Origin of the sequence: Paraburkholderia phenazinium, from assembly GCF_900100735.1 — a bacterium.
In the GTDB taxonomy this organism is placed as follows: Bacteria; Pseudomonadota; Gammaproteobacteria; order Burkholderiales; family Burkholderiaceae; genus Paraburkholderia; species Paraburkholderia phenazinia.
Genome location: NZ_FNCJ01000004.1, coordinates 488,803 through 511,436 on the forward strand (window position 1 = coordinate 488,803; position 22,634 = coordinate 511,436).

Consider the following 22,634-nt stretch of genomic DNA (forward strand, 5'->3'; position numbering starts at 1 on the left):
GCCGATGCCTCCCTCCCCTCACCCCGCCGGAATAGCCTGATAAAGATTATTCACCACCAGTAACGGCTGCTGATCCCCAGCCCCAAACAACGTCAGCTTGAAGCTATTCTCCGCGCCGTTCGCAAGGTTAGGCTTCTGCGTCGCCAGCCAATCCTCGACGGTCTCCGCCAGCACGCTGACGAACGCCGGCGTCACCGCCGGCTCGACCACCGTCAAGACCGGCGGCAACAGGCAAACCGGCAGACTAACCGGGAAATTGCCTGTCAACGGATAAGTGAAGCTGCCGGTCACACTCGCTTCCACCGACACCGCGCCATTGCCCCCTTCGAACAACCCGGCAAAGAACTCGGTCAGCAGCGCCTCCAGACTGGCAGAGGCGTTACCCGCGTTCTCCAGCGAAAAGTCCTGATGCACGAGACGCGGCACGGCCGCCCCCGAGAAGCTGACGCTCGGCGTGGTGAAAATAAACGCCGGATTCGTGGAGACGCCACTGGTATCCAGCGGGAACAAGGTCTTGTTGCGCTCGATCCGGATCGACGACTGCCCGTTCTGATGCAACAGCACGTCCAGTCCCGGCAGCACCACGGTTCGCTCCTGCACGATCTCGGCGTCGTCCCACGACAGATAATGCGTGGGCGATGCGGTCTCTTGATAGAGATACGTCAACAACGAAAGCCCGTCCGTCGGCGCAGTCGGCACCGGCGTATAGCTGTCGGGAAGAATCTGCACGACCGGCGCGGGCAGCGTGATCCCGCCTGCCGAAATGGTTGCATTGGCCTGATCCCAGCTCGCATTGGTTCCATTGATCGTCACATTCAGCAGGTTCGTCACGGCGTTGCCGCTGCCATTGCGCGTCAGCACCGTCTCGAAGTCGAGTTCGATCAGCTCCGGCGCCTGCGCCGCGGCAAAGCGCGCCTGGCTCAGTTGCCCCGCGTAGGCCGTCGCCACGTTGGCCAGATACTCGGCGAAGCACTGCACCGCGTGCGCCGCCGCCTCGATGACGGTCTGATCGGTCGTGTCCGCGTCGATCTTCGTCAGATAAGTCCGGAAGTCCTCGGCAATCGCCGGATAGCTGGTGACGAACTGCGCCAGCGCCGTGAACAGATCGGGACCGGCTGCCGGCGCCATGAGGCGAGTCGCGGCGTTCGGTACATTCAGTTGCATCGTGGTCTGCACCGAATCCTGAGCCGCAAACGGATAGGTATAGACGAACGAGTAATCCCATCCGGTCAGATCGACCGGCACGACTGGAACACTCGTCGACTGCGAAGCAAGCTGGTTCTGCACCGTGGGCGGCGTCGGCAGGTTGCGGTTCACCACCGGGATATTCGCGGCCTGGACCGGATTAAGCCCATAGATATACGGACCGGTGACGAACACGAGCCACTCGCTGTCGATATAGCCATCGATGCCGGCCACCGTCGCCTTGTTGAACTCGAGATGCGTGATCGCAAAGTTCAGGGTCAACGGCACATACGCCTCGTCGTCCGTGTTCTTGGTGCTGAAGAAGAAGCTCAGGCGCGGGTCGGCCGGCACGCCATCGGTTGTAACAGGGCCGAGCGGGATGCGGGCCGCGCTCAACGTGAAGTTCTGATTGACGCTTGCGTTGCCGGCGATGACGCCCTGCGGTTGGCCGTACAGATCGGGCGGCCCGGCCGCGTCGGGCTGACCGGCGCCGGACGCGTCGCTGACCTGGTAGAGCACCACCGCGCTGGCGGCATAGGCTGAGCCGATCTGGTTCAGCAACTGCTGATACAGCTTGTTCTTCGCCGCTTCATAAGTGGAGGCGTCGGACGCGCTGGTCGAAAGGATCGGCTTGACCGTACCAGCGATGCTGGTCGCAAGACTGTCCTTGGCCTCGAGTACCGCGCCCAGATAGCCGTCGATCAACGGGTCGCTCTTACCCAACAGTTGGTCGAGGATGAAGGCCGAGGTGGAATCGCTGGCCGACAGGAAGGCATCGATCGCGTCGAGGCAGGTCTGGAACCACTGGTTTTGATCGACCCCGGTGAAGCTCAGGGTGACCGCGTTGCCGCTCGAGTATTCGGTGATGCTGGCCGTGCGGCTGACGAGCGATGTCGCCACCGGCGCGGCCGTGTAATAGCTCGGCGCGTTCTGCGCGATGTTGAAATAGATGCCGTTACCCTTCGACGCACCGAAGCGGACCGCCCAAAGCTGCATCGTGCCGGAACTGCCGGCGTTGCTGTCCGACGCCTTCAGGCCCTCGCCTATCCGCATCTGCCAGTCAGCGTTCTGGAACGCAGCCTCGAAGTTGCGGGAGAAGGTCAGGAACGCCGGTTGTCCGCCCGACACCGTGTCCGGATCCGGCTGCGGCAGGATCACGCTTTGCGCCGCCAGGCCACCCGCGCCGGCGGCCACTTGCGGATCGACAAGGACCGCCGCGCGGCTCAAGGTCAGCGTCACGTCGAGCGCGATGATGTCGCCGCTTGCCACGCTGGCGAGCGTCACCGGCACCGCCAGCAACGCGCTCGGCCCCTTGTCCGGCAGCGCGCCGCCATTGACGATGCCTTGCAGGCATTGCACGCAGGCGCTGACATAGCTGCGCACCTGGTCGGCCTGGGTGTCGCTGAGCACACTCTCCGGCGTCGCAAGCAACGAATTACTGAGGCTCATGCTCACCGCGTTGCCGCTAAGGTCCGGCACACCCAGGTCTTTGTAGTTCTGATTCAGTTGAAAATAGATCTTCTGATAGAGCGCGAGATCCTTGACGGCCTCATCCGGACTGGTCGCATACAGCACCGTCGCAAACGCCAGATTGACGTTAAGCACCGGCTGGCCGGCCGTGCCGGCATAGAGGTAATTGACCGTCGTATTCGACCACGACGACAAGCCGATCAGCAGATCGGTGTACAGCAGATTGATCGCCGAGCCGTTCAACGCGCCACTGTAGCCGGCAGGTGGCACGGTGAACGGCGTCACCGTGGTGTTGCCGAACAGGTCCTGCCATTGCAGGGCGATCTGGCACGGCGTGCCTACCCCCACGTAGGGATTCGCGCTGGCTGGCGGCAAGCCGTCGGCCGGTGCGGCGGGCGCCGGGTTGAGCGTGGAGACCTTGCTGAACCCCAGCGACTGGCTATAGATGAACTCGGCCTGCGCCGCGCTATTGAGCTTCATCCGGCGGCGCTGCTTGATCTCGGCGTGACTGGCGAATGCGGACGGGACATCGGACGGTTCGTTATCCTGTGGACCGAACGGCAGGCCCATCGCACTCGCCTTGAAGAACGCGTTGGCTTGCACCCCCGCCGACAAGGTGTTGTAAAGCGAATACATGAACGTCGCCGCGTAGTCCGGGTCGCTGGACTGGTCTGGCGGCGGCCCCATGTCGACACGGTTCAGCGAGAAGCTGACATTGCCCGCCGGCAACTGATTGCGCAGATCGAAGGACTGCGTATCGATGGTCAGGACTGCACCGGCGCGCAACAATCCGGCGACCGGCAGCGCAAGCACAGCCATGGCGTCGATGCTAATGCCATAGTAGGCGGCCATGCTGGCGAAGCTATCGCCAGGCGCGGACGCCGCCGCGACCTTGTAACTGACGGACGGAATGTAGAACACCGAGCCCAGCGCCACCGCAACGCCGGGGTTATAGGTCGCGATTTGCGGCCCGGTAATCGTCGTGACCGCACCTTGCGAATAATAAGCCGCAAGGTTGGCGAGCGTCTGGGCGGGATCGGCTAGATCGGCTTCGGTCAGTTGATGCGTCAGGCCGTTGACCGGAATCACCGCGCCGCTCGTGAGGGCGAGCGTCTGGTTGTCGGCGGCGATCCTGGCGGGGGTGGCTCCATACAGGCTCGCTACGTCGGCGAGACTCGCGCCCTGCGCGCCGACAGCCGCCGATTGACCGCTAGTCGAGAGCGATGCCACCTGCACGACATCCGAGGCGACGTTGATGCCGTCGGTCGTCACGAATGCGTTGACGAAGCAAGGCAGCGCATAGCCAAAATTGGTGCTGCCGGTGGCGGTGAAGGTCGCGATCATCGATAGCGTGGCGTTGCCGTTGGCATCGAAGATATCGGCCGGCAAGCCAGTGCCGTCGCTGACCACCTGATAGAACAGGTAGTAGCCGCCGCTGCGCACCGTGCTTTGTTCCCACAACAGCTTGATGAATTCAGCAGGCGGATTGCCGATGCCGCGCGGCGGCGGAATATCCGCGCCTAACGCGAGCGCCCCCCGCACCGCCAGCTCGGGATTGGTTTCGGTCGACAGGTTGGTTTGGGCAATAAAGGTCAGGAATTCCTGTGTGCCCAGCGTCGCCAGCGCCGGCGGCTGGGTCTGCTGCTCGTAGCAGACGAACAGCCCCGAGAGCATCGACACGCTCATCGAGTCGATCGCGCTCAGCAACTGTTCGAGCGTCTGCGCATCGGCAGTCGCCGTGCCGGTGATCTCGTAGACGTTCGGCAACGAGGCCGCATTGGCTGGGCCATTCGGTGTGTCGTCCGAACCGCCGGACGATACGCCCGACACCGGCAGCCGCTTGATGCTGAAGTTGATGCGCGTCGCCCACGCCCAGTTCTGCAGATCGGTGTAATCGGTCTGGCTGCTGGCCGGGGAGGTCTGGCCGCGCTGCGGCTGGAACTGGGGCAGCAGCGGCAGTTCGGCGGACAGCGAGCCAAACAGGCTATCCAGACTGGCCTGACGCGTGGCGGTGAGTGCCAGCACGCTCGACGGCAGCGGCCACAAGGTCGCCTGAGTCTGCGAGGTGGCCGTGCCTCCGGTCCGGGTGGTGATCGTCTGCAGGGCCGCCATATCCGAGGTGACCCAATAGGCGTAGTTGCCGGTCGCCACGGCCTTGGGCTGCAACAGCACCGGCGCCACGGCGCTGAAACCCGGCGCGGGCTTGAAGTTGCCAGCCTGCGCCCAGCTCAGCACCGTGCAGAGATTGTTGTAGGAGTCCAGCAGATCGAGCGCGGCCGACCTCGATGCGACGCCGTCGAACTGCACGAAGTTGAGGTCGACGCCATGCGACGCCGTTGCGGCCGACACGGTGACCGCATAGCCGGTGACGGCAGCCGGCGCCGGGGTCGGGAACTCCTGGCCGGTCAACTGATAGAGGCCATACGCGCTCTGCCCGGTCGGGAACAGGAACTGGTCCGACAGGGTCAAGCCGTCGCTGGCCGGCAGGCTCAGGCCGAACATCAGGAAGCGCGACACCATGCCGGCGGTCTGCGCCACCTGATCGGTGTCGGCGATCGCGGTCCACAGGTCCGACACGGTCCATGCCTGCAGATTGGCCAGCGTCAGCAGCCCACCTTCGGCGCTGACCGAGAATAGCCCACCTACCGTCTGGCTGGCCGTAGCCAGCAACGGTACCGTGGTCGCAAACAGGGTGGCCACGCTGGCTAGCGTGTCGCCGTCGGCGCTCGTGTAGGCGATCGGCGCGACGCTCATCGGCGCGGCCGGCGTCAGCAGCTTCGTAGAACTCGCGATGGCTGGAACTTGCGCCAGTTGATCGGCATTCATCCCCAAGGCCTTGCCGATCGACTCGAAGCTATCGCCGGCCACCGTGGTGTAACTGTCGATGGCTACGCCCGGCTGAATGATCCGGGCAGTCCAGTTGGCGGTGATCAGGCTCGACACCGTGGTCTGCCAGCGCGCCGGCTTGTCGGTGCCGTCGCTGAAGCGCGCAGCGATGCCGGTCAGCGTGTCGGCGCTTTGCACCGTATAAGCCAGCGGCGGCGTGGTCAGGATCTTCGCGGCGCTCAGCGCGTGATTCTGGTTGGGCGAGGCGATATCGTCGACATCGAGCTCGTTGGGGCTGATCGCGTTGACCGCCGCCAGGATGCTGGCAATGCTGTCGGTGGACTGCAGCGGCCATGCATACGACGCCAGCAGGTTCTGCGCGGTCTGCAGCAATTGCCGCCCGATCATCGTGAAGTAATCGACAAAGATCAGCGCGGCCATCGACTCGACGCTGTCATCGGCTACGGTGAGCGAATTCGCTGGCGGGGAACCGATGTTGTTCTCCTGCTCGATGCTGGTCTCCACCTCCGCGAACTCGTCGGCGACCGCTGCGCGATAGGCGTCGTTGACCGTCGTGTAACTGCCGAAATCGATCGGATCGGTGCCGCTGCCATCCGGCTTGGGCACCGTCAGGGACAAGCCGTCGAACACCGGGAAAATCGTCGAGCCGGCCTGGAATTTCGTCTTGTCGCCCGAACTGCTCGCATAGTCGGCGGTCTCGAAGTTCAGGAAGAACGCCGAATCGAGGAAGCCCAGAATCGACGCGATATCGAGCGGTGGGTTGGCGTTGTTGGCCAACGCGTTGATCCATGCCTCCAGTTGCTCGGCGCTGACGACTTGCGCCGACACGCCCGCGAGGTCGACCGCAGCGCCGTTCGTGCCGCTCAGCGTGTCGATCAGCCACGGGAAGAAACTGGCGCACAACTGATCGAATGAGGTATCGCCCGTGCCGTCGCCGCCCGGGATGGACGCGTCCATCGCCAGCAGGAACACGAACGCACCCTGCTGCTGGCTATAGGCCGTCGCGCCCTCGGGCGCCAGCACGGTGAATTGCGGCGCCATCAGCACGTTCAAGGTTGGCTTGGCGTCCGCTTCGCGCAGCACCCGCTTGGGCCGCGGCTGGACCGCGGCGGCAAGGGCGGCGACCCGTTGGGCGCGCAGCGAGCGCGCTGTGAACAGCAGACTGCGCACGGCATTGCTGCCGGGGGAATCCCATGGCGCGCTCTGGTTCTGTCCGATCGTGAACGACGCCGTCACCGTCATCGAGAACGAGAAGGAAATCTTGATCGAGAACAGTCCGAGATCGATCTTGATCGTCACCTTGACGCTGACATAGGCCGAGGCCGTGATGGGAATTTCGCGGTACGACTCGTAGGTCATCTGCACCGACAGCACGATGTTGACGCTGACCGACGCCTGGATAATGACGAAATCCACCTTGCCCGCCAGCGTGCCGATGATGCCGATCGTGCCAGTGAGCTTGAAGTAATACTGGTCCTGCAAGGCGCCGCTACTCTGCGTGGTCAGACTCGTTCCGCTCGACGACGAATAGGGATGCCAGGCCGCGATCACGCCTTCGACGATGCCGAACACCGTCAGCGAGAAGCTGGCCGACAAGGGGCCGGCCGAGAAGCTGTAGCCGAGCCCCAGTTGCAAGCCAATGCCGAACACCACGACGGGATCGAACGTGCCATTGGTCGTGACCGGCACCTGGGTCGCGGTCGCCGCGCTGAGCTTGCCGAAATAGAATCCGCCGCCCCCCACCACGGGGACGCCCGCGATGATCGCGTAGAGTGCGAACGAGCGGCTGAAATCGTTGTTGTACGGAAAGCCGATATCGATCAGGAAATCGCCGTTGGTATACACCTGGACGGAAATCTGCGGCAAGGTCACCGAGACCGCGCCGAGATTGAGCTTGCGAATCGCATCGGGGAACGAGAAGTCGACCTGGAACAGCCCGATGTCGTCGGTGATCTTCTTGTAGAGGATATCGATCGCCAGGTTCGCCAGGCCGCCGGCCTTGGGCCCGGCGAGGGCGAGACGCAGACCGTACAGATTGGGGTCGTTGAAGACGAACATCGCGTCGACCGTCCACGACCCTTCGACCTGCAGAAAGCCCAGGTGCCCGGCGATCAGCCAGTTGTTGTCCTGGTTGTAATAGGGAAAGCCGTCGGGCTGGCCGCTCGGATTCGGATTGACCGGATTGGTGTCGCTGTTCGTGCTCGGCACCTTCGCCAGCGCATTGATCACCGACTGCGTGGAATCGAATTTATCCGAGCCGGTAATGCCGATGCGCTGCCCCAGCACCAGCAGGAAGACCTTGAAATAGTCCGAGCCGCGCCCGGGCACCGGCGGCATCTCGGTGACGTCCTGGCCGCCCGGTTTCATCAGGTCGCCAAGCTGGTCCGAGATCGGCGAAGACCCCTCAATTTCCAAAGTGACCTTGCCGTTGCCTTCTGTCGAGCGCAGGAAGTTCAGCTTGGTGATCGTGATGAAGCCCAGATTGAGCGGACTGGACAATTGATAGCTCGCCGAGAGCCGGTTGGTCTGGCCGTTCTCCAGCGACACGTTCAGTTGCAGGCCGTCGAGCGAAATCTGGTTCAGCAGATCCCACGGCGAGTCGAGCGTGAAATAAGGATTGCCAAGTGTCCGCACGAGCGCTTGCAGCAGCGCGCCGACGGTCCAGCCCTTCAGCGAGAAGGTGATCTGTTTGTCTTCACTCGTGTACGTGGCAGTAAAGCCCTCCCAGGCGAGCGACAAGGTCTTGTTGCCGTTGGCTTCGAACTGATAGCTCAGATCGAGTTCCAGATTGATGGCCGGATAGGTCCACTTCGAGACGACCGAGCCGGAAAACGCGCTGCCGTCGTAGGCCAATCCGATGGTCGAATCCAGATTGCTAATGGTCTGGTCGCCGAGACTGAAATCCCAGAGGAACGATACATCGACGGTGTAGGTGGTCTTGCCGGCCGAACCCGACGGGATCTTCGCCACGACGCTGAAGGTTTCGATCGTGAGCGTGCCGGGCAGGAAATCGGGGAACGCGTAACTGCCCCCTGCCGAGAAGAACTGCACGATCAGGTCGTTCACCGACAGCGGCTGGCCCAGCGACGCGCTCAAGGTCCACAACGAGGGGGAAACCGTACCGTCATAGGCGAGCGAGACGAGCGTCTGGAACGGGCCCACGCTCAACTGGCCGCCGATGCTGCTTTGCCAGACCGAGGCGGCGTTGCTGCCGCTATCGGCCGGCGTGCTGGCGCCGATGCTGACGGTGCCGTTGGAGACCGACAGGATGGGCTGGTTGCCGACCGTCAGGAACGACAGCGATAGATTGAACTCACTGGTGAAGTTAAAGCTCTTGCCGCCGCCATTGACGGTCAGCGCAATGTTGGCGAGGCTCGCGGATATCGACGACGGCAGCGACACTAAACCACCGCTCAAGGTCGACAGGAAATCGCTGAGGCTGGCCGTGCCCGCGAACGAGGCAGAGAAGTTGAGCCCCGAATCGAACTCGACCTCGAAGACACCGTCGCCTACCCCGTCCGGGCCTTTGAAAATCCCCGGCGCCAGCGTAAACGTGGTCCGAAACTGAAAGGTCTGGGCCCGTTGCGACGACAGCGGATTGGCCATCGACCAGTTCAGGCTGAAGGCCGTAATGGTGAAATTCAGGCTGGGCGGCGCGAACGGAATCGGCGTCCAGCTCATGCCCGGCGAGCTGCCGATCAACACGCTGACCTGATCGATCGTCGCCGGGGAAATGCTGCCCGACAACGACAAGCCCTGCAGCCCCACGTTGACGAGGAACTGCTGGAGCACGCTGGGCACGCCGGTGAAATAGCTGCCCCCACCGCCCACGAGAGCGACGATCGAATCGGGCGTCAGCGGCGCGCTGTTGTTGGTGGCACTGAGGCCGATGGCGTACTGGTTCGAGCCGCCGAGCCAGGACGGCGACACCATCACCTGCAGCAGGTACGGCGATTGATCCACGGACGTCGAGCCGACGCTCAGCAGCGCCGACACGGTAAAGGACGGCGCCTGGCCCGACGTATCATCCGCGCTTTCAGACGGAGCGGGAATGGTCAGCATCAAGCTCGGGTTGGCGACCTTCAGATAGAAGATCTCGAACACGCCCTGTTGCAACTGCGCCGTCAGGGTCCCGGTCGGCAGCAGGACCGTTGAGGCGTTGTAGTCCGACATGTCCAGCACGCCGGAGAGCGCCAGGCTTTGCCCAACCTGGACCGACAACCCGCTGAACAGCGATGCCACCGCCACGGCCGATTGCGGCATCGGCACGCTGGCCGACACATTCAGCTTGGCGCCGCCGCTGACCTTGAGCCCGCTGCTCTGGGCGCTCCACGGATAGACGCCATCAGCGGTCGAAAACACCATCAGCGGCTTGACCGGGGCGAGCTGGTTGAACGGCCAGCCGTTCATGAACGGGAACGAGTCGGTCCAGGTCCAGGCGCTCGGTGCGCTCGCGATCTGAACCACCAGCGAAGAGCCGGACACCGCGAACACCAGCGTCGCCGGCACCTGAAGCAGCCCTGCCGCGCCGGGAAACGGCACTACGGCGTTCGTGACAGTGAAGCTGTCGTTGGCGACCGGGCTCACGTTGGCCGACGACACCGTCACGGTGAAGTCGATGGCCGCCGCCACCTGGAAGGTCGCGCAGAGCTCCTTGTCGTAGTTCTCCGGCACGGTGACCGAGCCGTCGTTCAGCCCGGCCGTCAGAAACGCGGCGTCCAGCGCGAACGCGGCTGGTCCAGCAGCGGTAATCACGGCTTGTTGCAGATTGTCGATTGCGCTCAAGGCCCGATCTCCTCAACGGCGGCGGCAAGGCTGACGGCTAGATGTCGGCCACGATGGCGAAATGATCGCTGGTGTTCTTAAGGTGTCCGTAATTCGCCCAACTGGTCAGGTTGTTGCGAATCCCGATCGTGGTGCCGTTCGGCGCATTGGGCGCCGGCGGGATGGCCGCACCGCCCACGCCTGCCAGCCAGTTGAACGGATTGGTCATGCCCGAGGCCAGATTGGCCGGCAACGGACCGCCAGCCGGGGCGCCGCCCGGCGTCGGCACGACCTGAGTGAACGGCACGCCGGTCAGCGTATTCATGGTCGTGGTGCCGTAAGCCGCGCCGCCGACCCGCGGCCAGACCAGAATGTTGTCGACTGACTCAAAATTGACGACGAAATCGCTACCGATATAGCCATAGCCGGGATACGGCGAGTTCACCATTGCGGTGGACCACAGGAACAGCGACGCTTCGTCGAGACTGTTGTTCTCGCGGATATGGGTGCCGAAATAGCCCTTGAACGCGTCGAGCGCGGCGCCGCCCGGTGCGCCGGGCGAGCTCAGCAACGGCTGATATGCGTAGTTCGGCGGATTGTTCATGATGTTGTAGACGGGCGCGTTGGCCCCGGTCAGAGGATCGAGCAGTTCCAGATTGAAGTCGCCGCCGATCACCCGCGTCTCGACCAGCCCCCGTGCCGCAACCACGTCCCGCAAGTAAGTCAGATACGCCAGGAACTGCGCCGGCAGCCCATCCTGCGGAGAGGGATGCACCGAGAAGATCGCCAGGTCGCTCAGCACCGCGCCCGCCGCGTTGGTACGCGTAAACGTCGTCATATAGGGCTGACGGAACGGGCCGTAATCGACGAACCCGGCCGGCGTCAGCGGATAGGGGTAGGCCGCCGAAGGCAGGAAGTTGACCCGCGCAGCCAGGGTGCTTTCCAGCATCAGGCCGTTGCCGTTGTGCCCCGCCCCGGCGGGCACCACTCGCGGCAGGGTGCCTGGCGGCGTGAGCATCGTGCTGAGATCGGGGGTGAACAGGCCGGCCGCCGGATAGTTGTTGAAGAACACGCCTAAGCCCGGCGCCGTGGACGCCCCGGCCCAGCCACCGACCCAACCGTTGGGACCGGTGAAATAAAGCTGATCGCCGCCGGCCAGCGCCCCTCGGTAAAACACCCCCACCGTTTCACTGCGGCCCCCTATCCCGACCCGTAAAGGCGGTACGAGCCGCCATCCCCAGGCAGGCGCTGCGGCCCGCAGCAAACCGAGCATGGTGATCAGGCCGGCCATCCCGCCGCTATTGCTGGCCAGCATGTTGGGCGTCGAATCGCCCGAACTGGCTTCGAGCACGACCAGGATGTCGGGGTTCGCCGCCATCAGCACATTGGACACCACGGTACGCCGCACGAGGCTGGCCGCATTGTCGGTCAACCCGCCATGACCGGCGCTGTAGAAAAAGCTCGGATCGTTGATCTTGTTGACGCCGAATTTCTGGATGTTCCAGAACAGCACGCGGGTCATGGACGGTCTCCCGAAACAGGCAACAAGCGGGATTCGGGCGCCGCAAGCTTCGCCGTGAACTGCGTCGCGCTATCGTTGGCCACCCAGGCGGCGTACCAGCCGAGGCTGCCAGTGTTGTCCGGGTCGCCGAACAGGAAGAACTGGATGGTGGCATCGGGCGGCAGCTTGGCGATGCCAAGAATCTTCACCGCGATGTCGTCGAGGCGCAGGCAGTAGCCGTAGCGCTCGCTGCCCGCGATCTGCTGACGGATCAGCGAGATCGAACCGACCGCCACCTTGAACACCCCTTGCAGGCTGAACAATTTGGCGCCTGGGCTGGCGCCCGGCAGGCTGAGGCCGACGAAGACCGGAGTCTGGGTGGAGCCGGCCGTGCCCGAGGATGCCCAGGCGAGCAGCAGATCGGAATCGAAACCCGCAGCCGACGCCAACGCGCCGGGGCCGCCCATGGTCACGCGGTACACGACGCCTTGCCACGGGTAGCTCAGCGTCGTCAGGTTGAGCGGCGAGGTGACCGGCAGAAAACCGTAGTTGGCCGGCATCTCATTCGGGCCGGCGGTGATGAAGCTCTTCAACTGCAGGCCGAAGCCCTTGAACAGGCCGTTCTCGCGTGCCGTGCTGGAACTGAGGTCGTAGTTGAGGTTCGAGGTCGAGACCGCAAAGGTCTGCACGTTCGGCGTCGCATTGGGCGAGCTCAGTGTGATGGTGAAATTCGAGAACGACAGTCCCGCGCCCAGTTGCAGGGCCGGTGTGCCCGCCGCGCTGCCGAACGACAACACATCGAACCCAGTGCCGTCGGTCGCATCGAGGGTCACGAAATCCAGATCGCCCCAGACGATGAAGCGCGACACCGTGGTGTCTGCGTCGCTCGAGAGCGTGTTGAACTGCACGTGATCGAACGCCACCGCCTGCAACACGTTGCTGTTCAACTGGAAGACGGTGGTCTGGGTCTGCTGGAACACATAGGACCCGGCGCTCGAATCGTCGCCGCTCTGTGCGACATAGCTGCCGACCAGCACGACCGCGTTGCCCGGCATCTTCGCGCCGTCGCTGACGCCGGGTACCGCGTTGCTGACCGTCTGCGTCACGGTGGAGCCGAACAGCGTCGCCACCGACAACTGCACCCGGCTTTCGAAATCCGCCAGCCGCGTATTCTCGAACAAGGCCTGCAACAGCAGCACCGTGAACTGGAAATCCCCGCTGACCGGCACTGCCACGGGCACGTTCGGATCGACGTTGTTGTCGATGTTCTGCTGATAGGCCGGCTGCTCGTAATCGATCAGCCCGAAGAAGCTCGACTCCCCATCCATATGGAGCGGCGGCGTGGCCGTGGGATCGGCCAGCACGCGGCTGACGGTGAAGCCGAAATGGTGGGCGGCGAAGCGGGAGAAATCGATGCCGGCCGCAAGACCGGCGATCTCCGGCGGTAGATCCGAGACCGACAGGTCCGCGTTCAGTACGAGTACGCCGTTCCAGTTCGGGTCTTGCACCAGCGTCGCGAAGTTCTCATAGAACCGCGCCGATGGTTGAGCGGGCTGCGCCTTGGCGATGGCGTCGGCAAGATACGCCTGCAGCCATTGCGCGAGTCCGGCATAGGCGATTGACGCGGTGCTCTCCGCGGTATCGGGCGCCAGCGAAAAGTCCTGCGGCGCGGTCCACTGGTTGGGGTTCGTCACGCGCTCCACCAGCGAGCCGCTGCAGAACTTCAGGATCAGCACATTGGCGTAGCTGCTCGGCGATACCCCGTGCCCGACCTGTGCGCTGAAGGTCCAGCCCGCGATCTCCGACGTACTGTTGAAAGTGCCGAGATTGACTGGATTCACCGCGACGAGGAACAACTGGTTGGTTTGCAACGCCGATTCGAGCGCGTCGGAAACCGGCTGCGCAAACGAAAACGGCAGATAGCCGCCCGCGCCGTTGCTCGATTGCCCTAACAGCACGTTCAGGTACGCACCGGTTGCGGGGTCGCTCGTGACGAGAAAGCCCTGCGGCGAAGTCGAATACTGCAGCGACGCGTCCTTCGCGCCCAGGTGCCGGGCTTTCCGTACCGCCGATCGCGCTAGATTAGTGGCTGATGCCTGCGACGAAATGATCTGCTTGCGGGTCGGCGCGACGATCTGACTTTCGTAGTCGGTCAAGGTCTTCGCCGACGCGCTGGTGGTTGGCGTCAGGCTGTAGGCGATCAGCGGAAACGGCGCCGCGGTGCTGCCCGTAAACGGCAGGAACGGCGGCGTCGAGCCGAGGATCGGCGGCACATCGTTCTGCTGCGCCGCCGTCACCCCATAGAGCGGGCTGCCTTCGGGCTGCGCCTGGTACACCGTGGGCGCGCCACCGGACGGCAGCAGCGTGGCCCACGCCGTCTGATAAGCGTCCGTCAAGCGCGGTTGCAGCGTGCCGCTACCCGACTGCTGCAAACTGGCCGGCGCAAAGGGAAACGTCGGCGCATAGGCCGCTTGCGACGGCACGAAGCACAACAGGCAGTTTTGTTCGGCGCTGGACGAATAGCTGGGAAAGACGACCGCCTCCGAGCCGAACAAGCCGCCGAGCAGGCCGATCTGCGCGCCGGCCGCGACGCTCGCCGTGGCGACCTGAGAGGTGCCGGTCGGCGTCAGATAGAGGTTGCGCGATGCGGCTGTGGAAGCAAGCGGCGACAGCGAGGCAAACGCGAAACCGCCGGCTCGCGCCGGCGGTGTCACGTTGTCCACGTTGGCCCCCACGGGCGTCAGCGTCAGCGCGTTACCTTGCTGGTTCACGTAGGCACTCGGCAATGCGGGCGCCCCGCTCAACAGCATGCCGCTGCGCAGATAGCCGGCCGCCAGCGCGGCCCCTCCAACCACAATGTTGATCGGATCGCTGGGGTCGACCACAAGTTGGGCCGCCAGCGTAGCGGGCATTGCACCGAGCGCAAACACCGGGAAGAACAGGGTCTGGTCCTGGGCACCGTCGTAGTAGGCATATTGCAGTCCTAACTGCAGACCCTTCGGCGCACCGGCGAAAACGGTCGCCGTGGACAGCGATGCATTGAACACCGCGCAGCCCGTGCTCTGCCCCGCCACCGGCACCCCCATCCGCACATTGGTCGCCGCGACGATGATCGTTTTACCGGTTTGCAGATTGATCAACGGGTTGGTCGTCAGCGGATAGCTGAGCAGCAGTTGGGCATTGGCCTCATCGACCGTCATGACCAGCGAACTCTGGACATTGAAGATCAGATTCGCTCCGAGCACCGCATTCATATTGGTGTTGACGACGTAGTTGTTGAAGCTTTGGCCGAACTGGAAACCGTAGTTGGCGAAGGTGCCGAAATAAGGCGCCGTGCTGCTCTGCAGCCAGAAAAACGCCCGGTTGGCAGTGATGCTGCTCTTGATGTACGCGCTCAACTGCTCGGCGAAGCCAGCCGGATCGGTATCGAGAATCGCCGGTCGATCGACGCAGAAAATGTAGGCACCGTTATACGGTCCGCTCAGCGAATCGGTGAGCCCGATCGTGGCGGGCAAGCTGACCGAAGCCGTCACCAGATACCCGGCCCAGCCCACCGATCCCGCCTCGCGGGTTTCATACAACGCCGTCGGATTCCCCTTGGGGTCGGCGATTTGCACATACACGGTCGGGTCGGTCATCTTGGATGCGCTAACCAAATGAATGTTGGAGTTGCCGCCGGCGAACGCCGCGGCACGCGATCTTCATGAAGCGCTCGCAGCCACGCCGATTGCATTGCCACGTTCCGGTACCGAGCGGCGCCCTCAAGGGGACATTCCTCTTGCCTGCGGCGCCAGATAACGCCAGGCCGCAAGCGTGCCGTCATATTTCACGCTATGGTGGTCCGACGACGAAAAGCGCCCCCGCAAGGTCACCTCACCCATCTGCACCGGTGTGGCCGGACGCAACGTCACGACCATGTCCGGCGCGATGCTGACCGTCCCCACCATCGCTCCCTGTGGGAACCGGCTGCTATTGGCTCCCTCAGACAAGCTGGTCGTGCGGATAAACTGCCCTGCAGTCAGAAATTTCACTTCGACGTTCTGGTTCGCGATGAACTGCAGCGTGATCTCGGCGTTCAACTCCGGTGTCAGCCAGACTGTCCAGTGCTTCAGCATCACGGGCGTCGTCCACACCCAGTTGGCGAACTCGCGCCGGTAACGAACCTGTTGCGCCTTGCAATCGTTAGCCGGTCCCTGACATTGTGTAACAGTGAAATCGCCCTCGAGCGATGACACTTCCCCGGCCATGCCGAAGTGGGCGACCAGGCTGCCCTCCACACCGTTTTGCTGCATCCGCATGTCGAGCAGGTAGATGTTGTCGAACGGCGTCAAGGTCTGCTCCCCGACCTCCTGCCCGTCGAGCGAGATCGACACGTTCAATGCCGCTGCCTGCCGCTCGACCATGAAACGCAAGCCCATGACGCCATAGCTCTGCTCGACCGGTACGCCGGGCTCCACCTGGAGGGACTCGAGTTCCGCGCCCATCACAGGCCTTGCCGGCAAGGCCATCGACATCAGCACGACGACGGCCAACACAGGCCTTGTCGATGCCAGGCGAAACGTTACGACAGTACGCCAGCACATCCGGACAGAGCGAGAGACGAGCGCGCGCACGCCGCCGCGCCGATGCTTCGGCACCGGCAGAATCGTGCTGCAGTTGCTAACACCGCCTGTCGTGAGATTGCCTCGCAAATAGCCCTCCCGCCACCAGGCCCGGATTCAACCAGACGATGTCCGGACGACATTCACGAGGCACGCCTGCAGCCGGATCCACCAACCCGCGGCGGACCAGGCTCAGGCTTTCCGCGAGCCGTTTCTCAGGTTTGCGAGTAGATGACCAGGCCGCTGATGTTTGCCGTGCCGGAAACCTTGTCGCGGATCTGGCCCGTCAGCGTTACCTGATAAGCGCTGCCGCCCAGGGCAGTGAACGTGACCGTGAGACCCTTCACGAAAGTCACGGTGTCGTTACCTGTATCTTCCGGCAGGACAGAATTAGTAATCGCGTTTGAGACCGTCGGCAGCCACCACACCGTGCTGTTGGCCGGCGACATGAAGCGGATCTGGGTCGATTGATTTGAATCACCGCTGCCACTAGCGGTGCTGTTGGAGTTTGCGGTTAATTGAGTAGTCTGGGAAGCCATTGCTCGCACCTCTTCCGTAGAAACGATTTCAAAAAAAGCCCAAACGGGCCGTCGACAAACGCTGCGCACTACTAAACTCCGGATAACGTGACGAACACACGTCAGTCGGGACAATCATTGCCGGTGAATTCGCATTCTTTGAAGCAGGCTCGAATTTAGAGTGTTGCTCGTCCGGCGCAATGCCGCACTGTGGCTGGCACCTCAAGAATGCCTTGATGTCAGAGGCTATCCATGCCCTCTCATTCCCGTAACTGATATAGTTGACAGGGTCACTTCCTGTACAAGATTGATCTGGCCTCGTGCTGCCGCAATCCCAATCAGCGCGCTCATAAAACTCTTGCGCGCCGAATGGAGAGATAGTGAGGAACTGTCGAAATGAAAAAAATCGCTTTGCTATGGAAGATTGTGAAGGGCGATCTGCGCGTACTCTGGTATGCGCTGCGGCATCCCGACCGACCGGGATGGCTGATGCCCGCGGTCGCTCTCGTGGCGTTGTACGCGATCGATCCTTTCAATTTCGCTGTTCCATTCGTCGGGATCGTGGACGATGGCGTGCTGGTCCCGTTAGCATTGCACTTGATGGTCCGCTGCCTGCCAATCCAGTTACAACACCTACGTCGCCGGTGATGGAATTCAAACCGGCAACGTAGCGCAGCGTTCGGCCTCACTCAAAGCCACTAACGTTCAGGTTCGCCCCGCTTCGCTCGACCCGGAAGAATTGGGTGCCAACCCAGCACGGCTTCGCCGCTCCAAGCGATCGTCCCGCAACACCCGGCGCCCCGTGCGCGAAACCAGCACAAGCGCGACCGCCAACAAGCTGGTGCCGAACAGGTAGCTCGGCGGGATGAAACGGGCGTCCGTAAAGCGCGCCACCACCGAAATATAAAAAGGCGCCAGCCCGCCAAACAGCATCACCGCGGTGTTATACGAAATCGCCACACCGGTCGAACGGCCCTGCACAGTGAAGATCTTCACCAGCATCCCCGGATGCGCAGCGCCTTGCAGCGTCACGAACAGCATGCCAATCAACTGCACCACCATCAGCCTCGTTTCAGTCGGCGCGGCCAGCAAGTACCAGAACAACGGAAAGACACACGTCAGCCAACCGGCAATAAAGAAGCAGAACAGCCGGTAGGGGCCGACACGGTCCGCCAGCTTGCCGAACACCGGCGAAAGCACGCACGACATGATGCTCGTGACGAACACGGCTTGCAGCGAAGAACTCAGCGATAGATGCAACTGGTACTGCGCATAATTCGGCAAATACGCATTCCATACGTAGTTCAGCGATGTGCCGGCGATCATCACGCCCATCGCACAGACGAGCGCGTCGCCGTTCTCGCGGACGAATTCGCGCATGCGCTTGCCGAGCGGAGCCCGAGCGGCCGGGCGCGCCTGCATCCGGTGAAACTCGTCCGACTCCGCGAGGTGATGGCGGATGTAAAAGCCGATCGGCCCGACCAGTGCGCCGATCAGGAACGGCACGCGCCATCCCCACTCCGCCATCTCGCCATGCGACAGATGCCTCGACAGTAAATAGCTGCCCCCCGAGGACAACATCGCCGCAATCCCCAACGACAGCATGTTGAAGCTGCCATAGAACATCTTCTTGTCCGGAGGCGCCACCTCGTAAATCGTCACCGACGACAATGCAAACTGCGCACCGACCGCGAAGCCCTGCACGAGCCGGCCAATCACCACCAGGATCGGCGCAGCGAGCCCCAGTGTCGCGTAACCCGGCGTCAAGGCCAGCAACAGCGAGCCCATCGACATCGCCACCATGATCCATGACAGCGCCTTCACGCGTCCTGCACGGTCCGCGTACATCCCCATCACGACGCCACCGATCGGCCTGACCAGAAACCCGACGGCAAACGTCGCGAAGGTCAGCAGCAACGACTCGGCGCGATCGACGCCGCCGAAAAACGCCCGCGCGATCATGCTCGAGAAGTAGGCGTACACCATGAAGTCGAACCACTCGAACGTGCCGCCGATCACGGTCGTAAAGATGACTTTCCGGATCTTCCTCGCCTGGGTGTCGGTGTCGGTACGCATGGGTCTATTCTCCGGCGCGCATCGTGCGCAGTACCTGCGCAAAAAAGTCCTGGACCACCTCGACGACCTGCATACCGTTGTGCGCGATATTGTCCAGCTCGTCAAAGCGGACCTGGATGCCCGCTGCTTCGAACGAGGCCTTGAGGGTCCTAAGCCGTTCCGGCCGCGTCGCGCCGGCGTCGTTGATGCCCGGCAAATACATCGGGCTGTCCTCGCGCACCGTGATTTCCCAGGTTTCAAGATCGGCCCGGCCGACCACCATCTGCACCGGGACGCGCTGCAACGCTGCCGCGTCGAACGGCTTGCCGAAGTGCCGCTCGAAGCCGCCTACACCCAGCCACCAGTCCTTCGTTTGATCGAGCACCGTGACGTTGCCCGGCGCGCCGATAGTCGCGGCCCATAGACGCTCCGGATGGACGTAGGCAAAGCGGTTCACGAACTGCCCGCCGCCCGAGTAGCCGAACAGCGCGAATTTATCGAAACGCTTGCCGTAGCGCTCGCCGACTTCGCTCACCATGTCCAGCAGCACCTTGTCGTAACGGATATCGCCTTCGATCAAACGCTTGAAGCCGTTGCGATCGCCATCGCCACGCACGCCCACCGGAAAGAGCGGGCACAGCACGATGCAGCGGTTCCAGCGGCCAAACGGAGCAAACGCATCGCGGTATTGCGTGAATTGCCGGCCCGTGCCGTGCATCACGACGACCAGTTCGACATCGTTGCCGGACGCCAGTATTTCGCGCGGCACATACAGTGCGTACGGAAAACGAGGATCGTGACGGCTGGCATAGACGGTAGTCGAGTCAAGGTCGTACAGCGCCGCTGCTTTCTCATGACCGGCACCGGACGGCTTTTGGGCAATCTCGAACATCTGTTATTCCTCCAGGACGGAATCAAATATGTCGTGGGCGCCCGGCGGCATGCGGGGCGCGTGGGCAACGGCCGTTCACACCGCTTCGGGCAGCGGCTCGTGGTGCAGGCTGTAACGAGTAAAGATCCGATTGAGTGCGGGCAGCGGCGCGACATCCATTTCGCCGGCGCCCGGATGCATGACGATCATCGCGACGGTCGCCGACATCGTGTGGCGCGTGCCCATGCGCGGCGGACGGCATACCGAGTACGGCGTGCCGAACGCGTCGAACAGCGCAGCCTTGACCGCGTTGCGATCCACCTTGGGCGTCGCGTTCAGCAATTGCCGTACGCGCCAGTCGCGGTAGTAACTGTCCGGCGAGTTCTCGCAGCCCGTGTCACGCAGCTTGGTGCGGGCGACCGGACTGACCCAATGGTTCGCGTGCACGATCAACTGATCGTCGCCTGGATAAATCGGGAAAGCCTCGTCGGGGGCGCACTCGAAATCGATGCCGAAGCCCTCGGCCATGCCGAGCATGATGTTGTTCGAGCATGACTTCGGCGTCGTGGCGATCACACGCAGCGCGTTGGCAAACACGGGTTCTTCAAGCACGCGCCGGCGCAACAGCGAAAGCGGCACGCCGAGCTGGGTATAGTCGCGGTCGGACTCGAGATAGTTCGCGGTGATCGACACGCCGGCGGCATTCAGCCCGCTGCGTGCGAGGCCGCCTGCCTCGACGAACGTCAGGAAGTCCGGCCCGTCGTCGTTGCGCACCCGCAAGACCACACCGGTATCGACGCAGTCGGCCTTCCAGTCCCAGTTCTGCGCATGGATCAACTGCCCGGTCGCCGAACGCGAGGGCAGCACCAGCACGCCGGTACAGCCGTCTTCGTCCTCGGCCTGCATTGCCTTTTCTGCACGCGCCTTCGCCAGCACCTCGGTACGGGCGTTGATCATCACGATGTCCTCGTAAGGCACCTCTGCGCCGACGGCGATGCCGCGCATTTCTTCCAGATACGCCGGCTGAAACTCACCGATAGCCTGTTCTAGCGAGCGGATCAGCGCCATCTGCGACGCTTCGCTGTAACCGAGATTGCGCAGCGTTTGCCCGTATCGGGAAGCGCTCAGGCGCACGCGCTCGGCCGCCGCACGGCCGTATTGCACCCCGCGCTCGTACGGTTTGCCGGATACGCTGATAAAAGGAAATTGCTGGATTTGCGACATCGTGGGACTCCTCACCCTGGAAAGCACCGAGTTAGCCGAAGGCACCGAGGATGGCGAACGGTCCGGCTGCGGGCAGGCCGCGCCCGGACCGCTACGCGTCAGCGCTGCTGGCGTCGGCACGGCTTGATGAAGCGATTCTCGGGTGCGATAAATAAAATAAAAAGCGTTATTTTCTTTCCCCAAAGGAAAGATTTTTTTTAGTTTCATGCGATCATGCAACTCAGGTCAGCGCCGGGGCAAACGCGCCGTTCACGCGCCTCCCGGCAATTTTTCATGAGGTTTTGCATGAGTGAAATTCGCATGCTCCGGACGTTTCTGGCGATCGAGAAACACGGAACCATGGCAGCCGCAGCCGATCGCATGGCACTCACGCACGCCGCCGTCGGCGCGCAGATGCGCACGCTGGAACGCGTGTGCCAGCGCCAGCTGTTCGACCGCAGCGGACGGAGCATCCAGTTGAACGATGCCGGCCGCTCGATCATCGAGCAGGCACGCTCGGTGGTCGCCGCCTACGACTCGCTGCTGCGTGGCGTGGCCGACAAGCGCAGCATCGAAGGCTCGATCACGATCGGCTCGACCGTTTACTCGATGGGCTTTCTGGCGGCCAACGTGATTCGTCTGAAGGTGTCGTACCCTGGCCTGAACGTGCGTCTCACGCATGGCAGCAGCCCGGAACTGGAACGGCAGGTACGCGCCGGCGAGATCGACGCGGCGGTAATCGTCAGCGAGCCGCGGGCGACCCACTTGCCCGAGTTGTGGGAGCGTCTGTACGACGAACCGCTGGTGCTGCTAGCCAATCCGGCGGCTGCACCGGCCGACGCATCGGTGAGCTCGCTGCTCAAGCGCCTGCCGTTCATCGGCTTCGAAGCGGCGTCGCTCACCGGCGCGCATGTCACTAGCCTGCTGCGCCGCTTGCGGGTGGAGGTCAATCTGGTGCTGGAAATGAACTCGATTGCTGCGATTGCCGATCTGGTGCGGCAAAACGTAGGGATATCGATCGTGCCGCGCCTGCGGCATGCCGCGTGGGACGACGACCCGCTGTTGAGCGTGAAGCCGATTCCCGGCACCTCGTGGCGCCGGCATATCGGCTGGTACGAGTTTGGCCGGCAGCCGCTGGCGACCGCGATCGTCAAGAATCAGTTGCTGTCGGCGCTGGTGGAGTAGGTTCGGGTGGTTGAGGAAGGAAGCGGCGACCTCGCAACCGCTGGCGCGCCGCTCGGTCTAATATAGTTGCATTCACACCGGCTCGAGCCCGTTGGCGGGCAACCGGTGCGCCACACAGCCGAACCCGGAGGTCTCCATCATGCAGATTGCCAAAGTCGTCATCGGAGTAGCCGCGCTCGTCGGCGTAACCGCAGCCTATGCCGAAGGGTTCGACATCAGGCAATCCATCTCGGAGGGGCGTGAACTGCGCCTCGTGGAACACACGGCCGAATGTGCCGGCGGCCCCGGCGCGTTCATTTACAGGCAAGGCAAGCAGATCGATCAGACCTGCAATGTCGTCCTTACTGCGAAAGGTGCGACCGTGAGGATGCCGGCTTTTGAGCCGCGCATGTTCTTCCCGCGCGATACGCTGTATCCGAACTCGTAATCGTGAG

12 protein-coding genes are annotated in these 22,634 nt (G+C 63.0%); 4 read left to right on the forward strand and 8 right to left on the reverse strand.

The features are described from left to right. Nucleotides 1–18: 18 nt before the first annotated feature. The 5 genes from BLQ92_RS12565 to BLQ92_RS12585 form a co-directional block, all read right to left on the reverse strand. On the reverse strand, nt 19–10,287 hold the full coding sequence (locus tag BLQ92_RS12565) for a LysM peptidoglycan-binding domain-containing protein (protein WP_090684796.1): 10,269 nt from the start codon (nt 10,285–10,287) through the stop codon (nt 19–21). 37 nt (nt 10,288–10,324) lie between these two features. After that, a complete protein-coding gene (locus tag BLQ92_RS12570; protein WP_090684797.1) occupies nt 10,325–11,788 on the reverse strand; it encodes a hypothetical protein in 1,464 nt (487 codons plus the stop codon). Continuing rightward, on the reverse strand, nt 11,785–15,405 hold the full coding sequence (locus BLQ92_RS12575; protein ID WP_090684798.1) for a hypothetical protein: 3,621 nt from the start codon (nt 15,403–15,405) through the stop codon (nt 11,785–11,787). Before BLQ92_RS12575 ends, BLQ92_RS12570 begins: the two co-directional genes overlap by 4 nt. Nucleotides 15,406–15,528: 123 nt before the next feature. After that, nucleotides 15,529–16,302: a hypothetical protein gene (locus tag BLQ92_RS12580; RefSeq protein ID WP_090684799.1), complete on the reverse strand. Its 774-nt coding sequence runs from the start codon at nt 16,300–16,302 to the stop codon at nt 15,529–15,531. A gap of 281 nt (nt 16,303–16,583) precedes the next feature. Next, the gene (locus BLQ92_RS12585; protein ID WP_143016569.1) at nt 16,584–16,907 is read right to left on the reverse strand and encodes a hypothetical protein; all 324 of its coding nucleotides are present in this window, start codon (nt 16,905–16,907) and stop codon (nt 16,584–16,586) included. Between the two features lie 375 nt (nt 16,908–17,282). Here BLQ92_RS12585 and BLQ92_RS12590 point away from each other — a divergent pair, with 375 nt between their 5' ends. Beyond that, complete coding sequence (locus BLQ92_RS12590) at nt 17,283–17,534, forward strand: YkvA family protein (RefSeq protein WP_090684801.1); 252 nt, start codon at nt 17,283–17,285, stop codon at nt 17,532–17,534. A 57-nt stretch (nt 17,535–17,591) separates the two neighbouring features. Here BLQ92_RS12590 and BLQ92_RS12595 read toward each other — a convergent pair whose 3' ends face one another. The 3 genes from BLQ92_RS12595 to BLQ92_RS12605 all read right to left on the reverse strand — a co-directional run bounded on the left by BLQ92_RS12595 (nt 17,592) and on the right by BLQ92_RS12605 (nt 21,036). Further along, on the reverse strand, nt 17,592–18,962 hold the full coding sequence (locus tag BLQ92_RS12595; protein ID WP_090684802.1) for an MFS transporter: 1,371 nt from the start codon (nt 18,960–18,962) through the stop codon (nt 17,592–17,594). A gap of 4 nt (nt 18,963–18,966) precedes the next feature. Then, on the reverse strand, nt 18,967–19,659 hold the full coding sequence (locus tag BLQ92_RS12600; RefSeq protein WP_090684868.1) for an alpha/beta hydrolase: 693 nt from the start codon (nt 19,657–19,659) through the stop codon (nt 18,967–18,969). A 249-nt stretch (nt 19,660–19,908) separates the two neighbouring features. Then, nucleotides 19,909–21,036, reverse strand: coding sequence for a C45 family autoproteolytic acyltransferase/hydrolase (locus BLQ92_RS12605; RefSeq protein WP_090684803.1), 1,128 nt, complete (start codon nt 21,034–21,036; stop codon nt 19,909–19,911). Nucleotide 21,037: 1 nt separating this feature from the next. On the opposite strand from BLQ92_RS12605, the gene BLQ92_RS41075 reads away from it, so the two are divergent. From BLQ92_RS41075 to BLQ92_RS12615, 3 genes are all read left to right on the forward strand, one after another. Next, nucleotides 21,038–21,163 (forward strand): hypothetical protein, encoded by a 126-nt coding sequence (locus BLQ92_RS41075; protein ID WP_279607961.1) that lies wholly within the window; start codon nt 21,038–21,040, stop codon nt 21,161–21,163. 158 nt (nt 21,164–21,321) lie between these two features. After that, entirely contained in the window at nt 21,322–22,200 is an 879-nt protein-coding gene (locus tag BLQ92_RS12610; protein WP_244896637.1) for a LysR family transcriptional regulator, read from the forward strand. 139 nt (nt 22,201–22,339) lie between these two features. Next, complete coding sequence (locus BLQ92_RS12615; protein WP_090684804.1) at nt 22,340–22,627, forward strand: hypothetical protein; 288 nt, start codon at nt 22,340–22,342, stop codon at nt 22,625–22,627. Nucleotides 22,628–22,634: the final 7 nt, after the last annotated feature.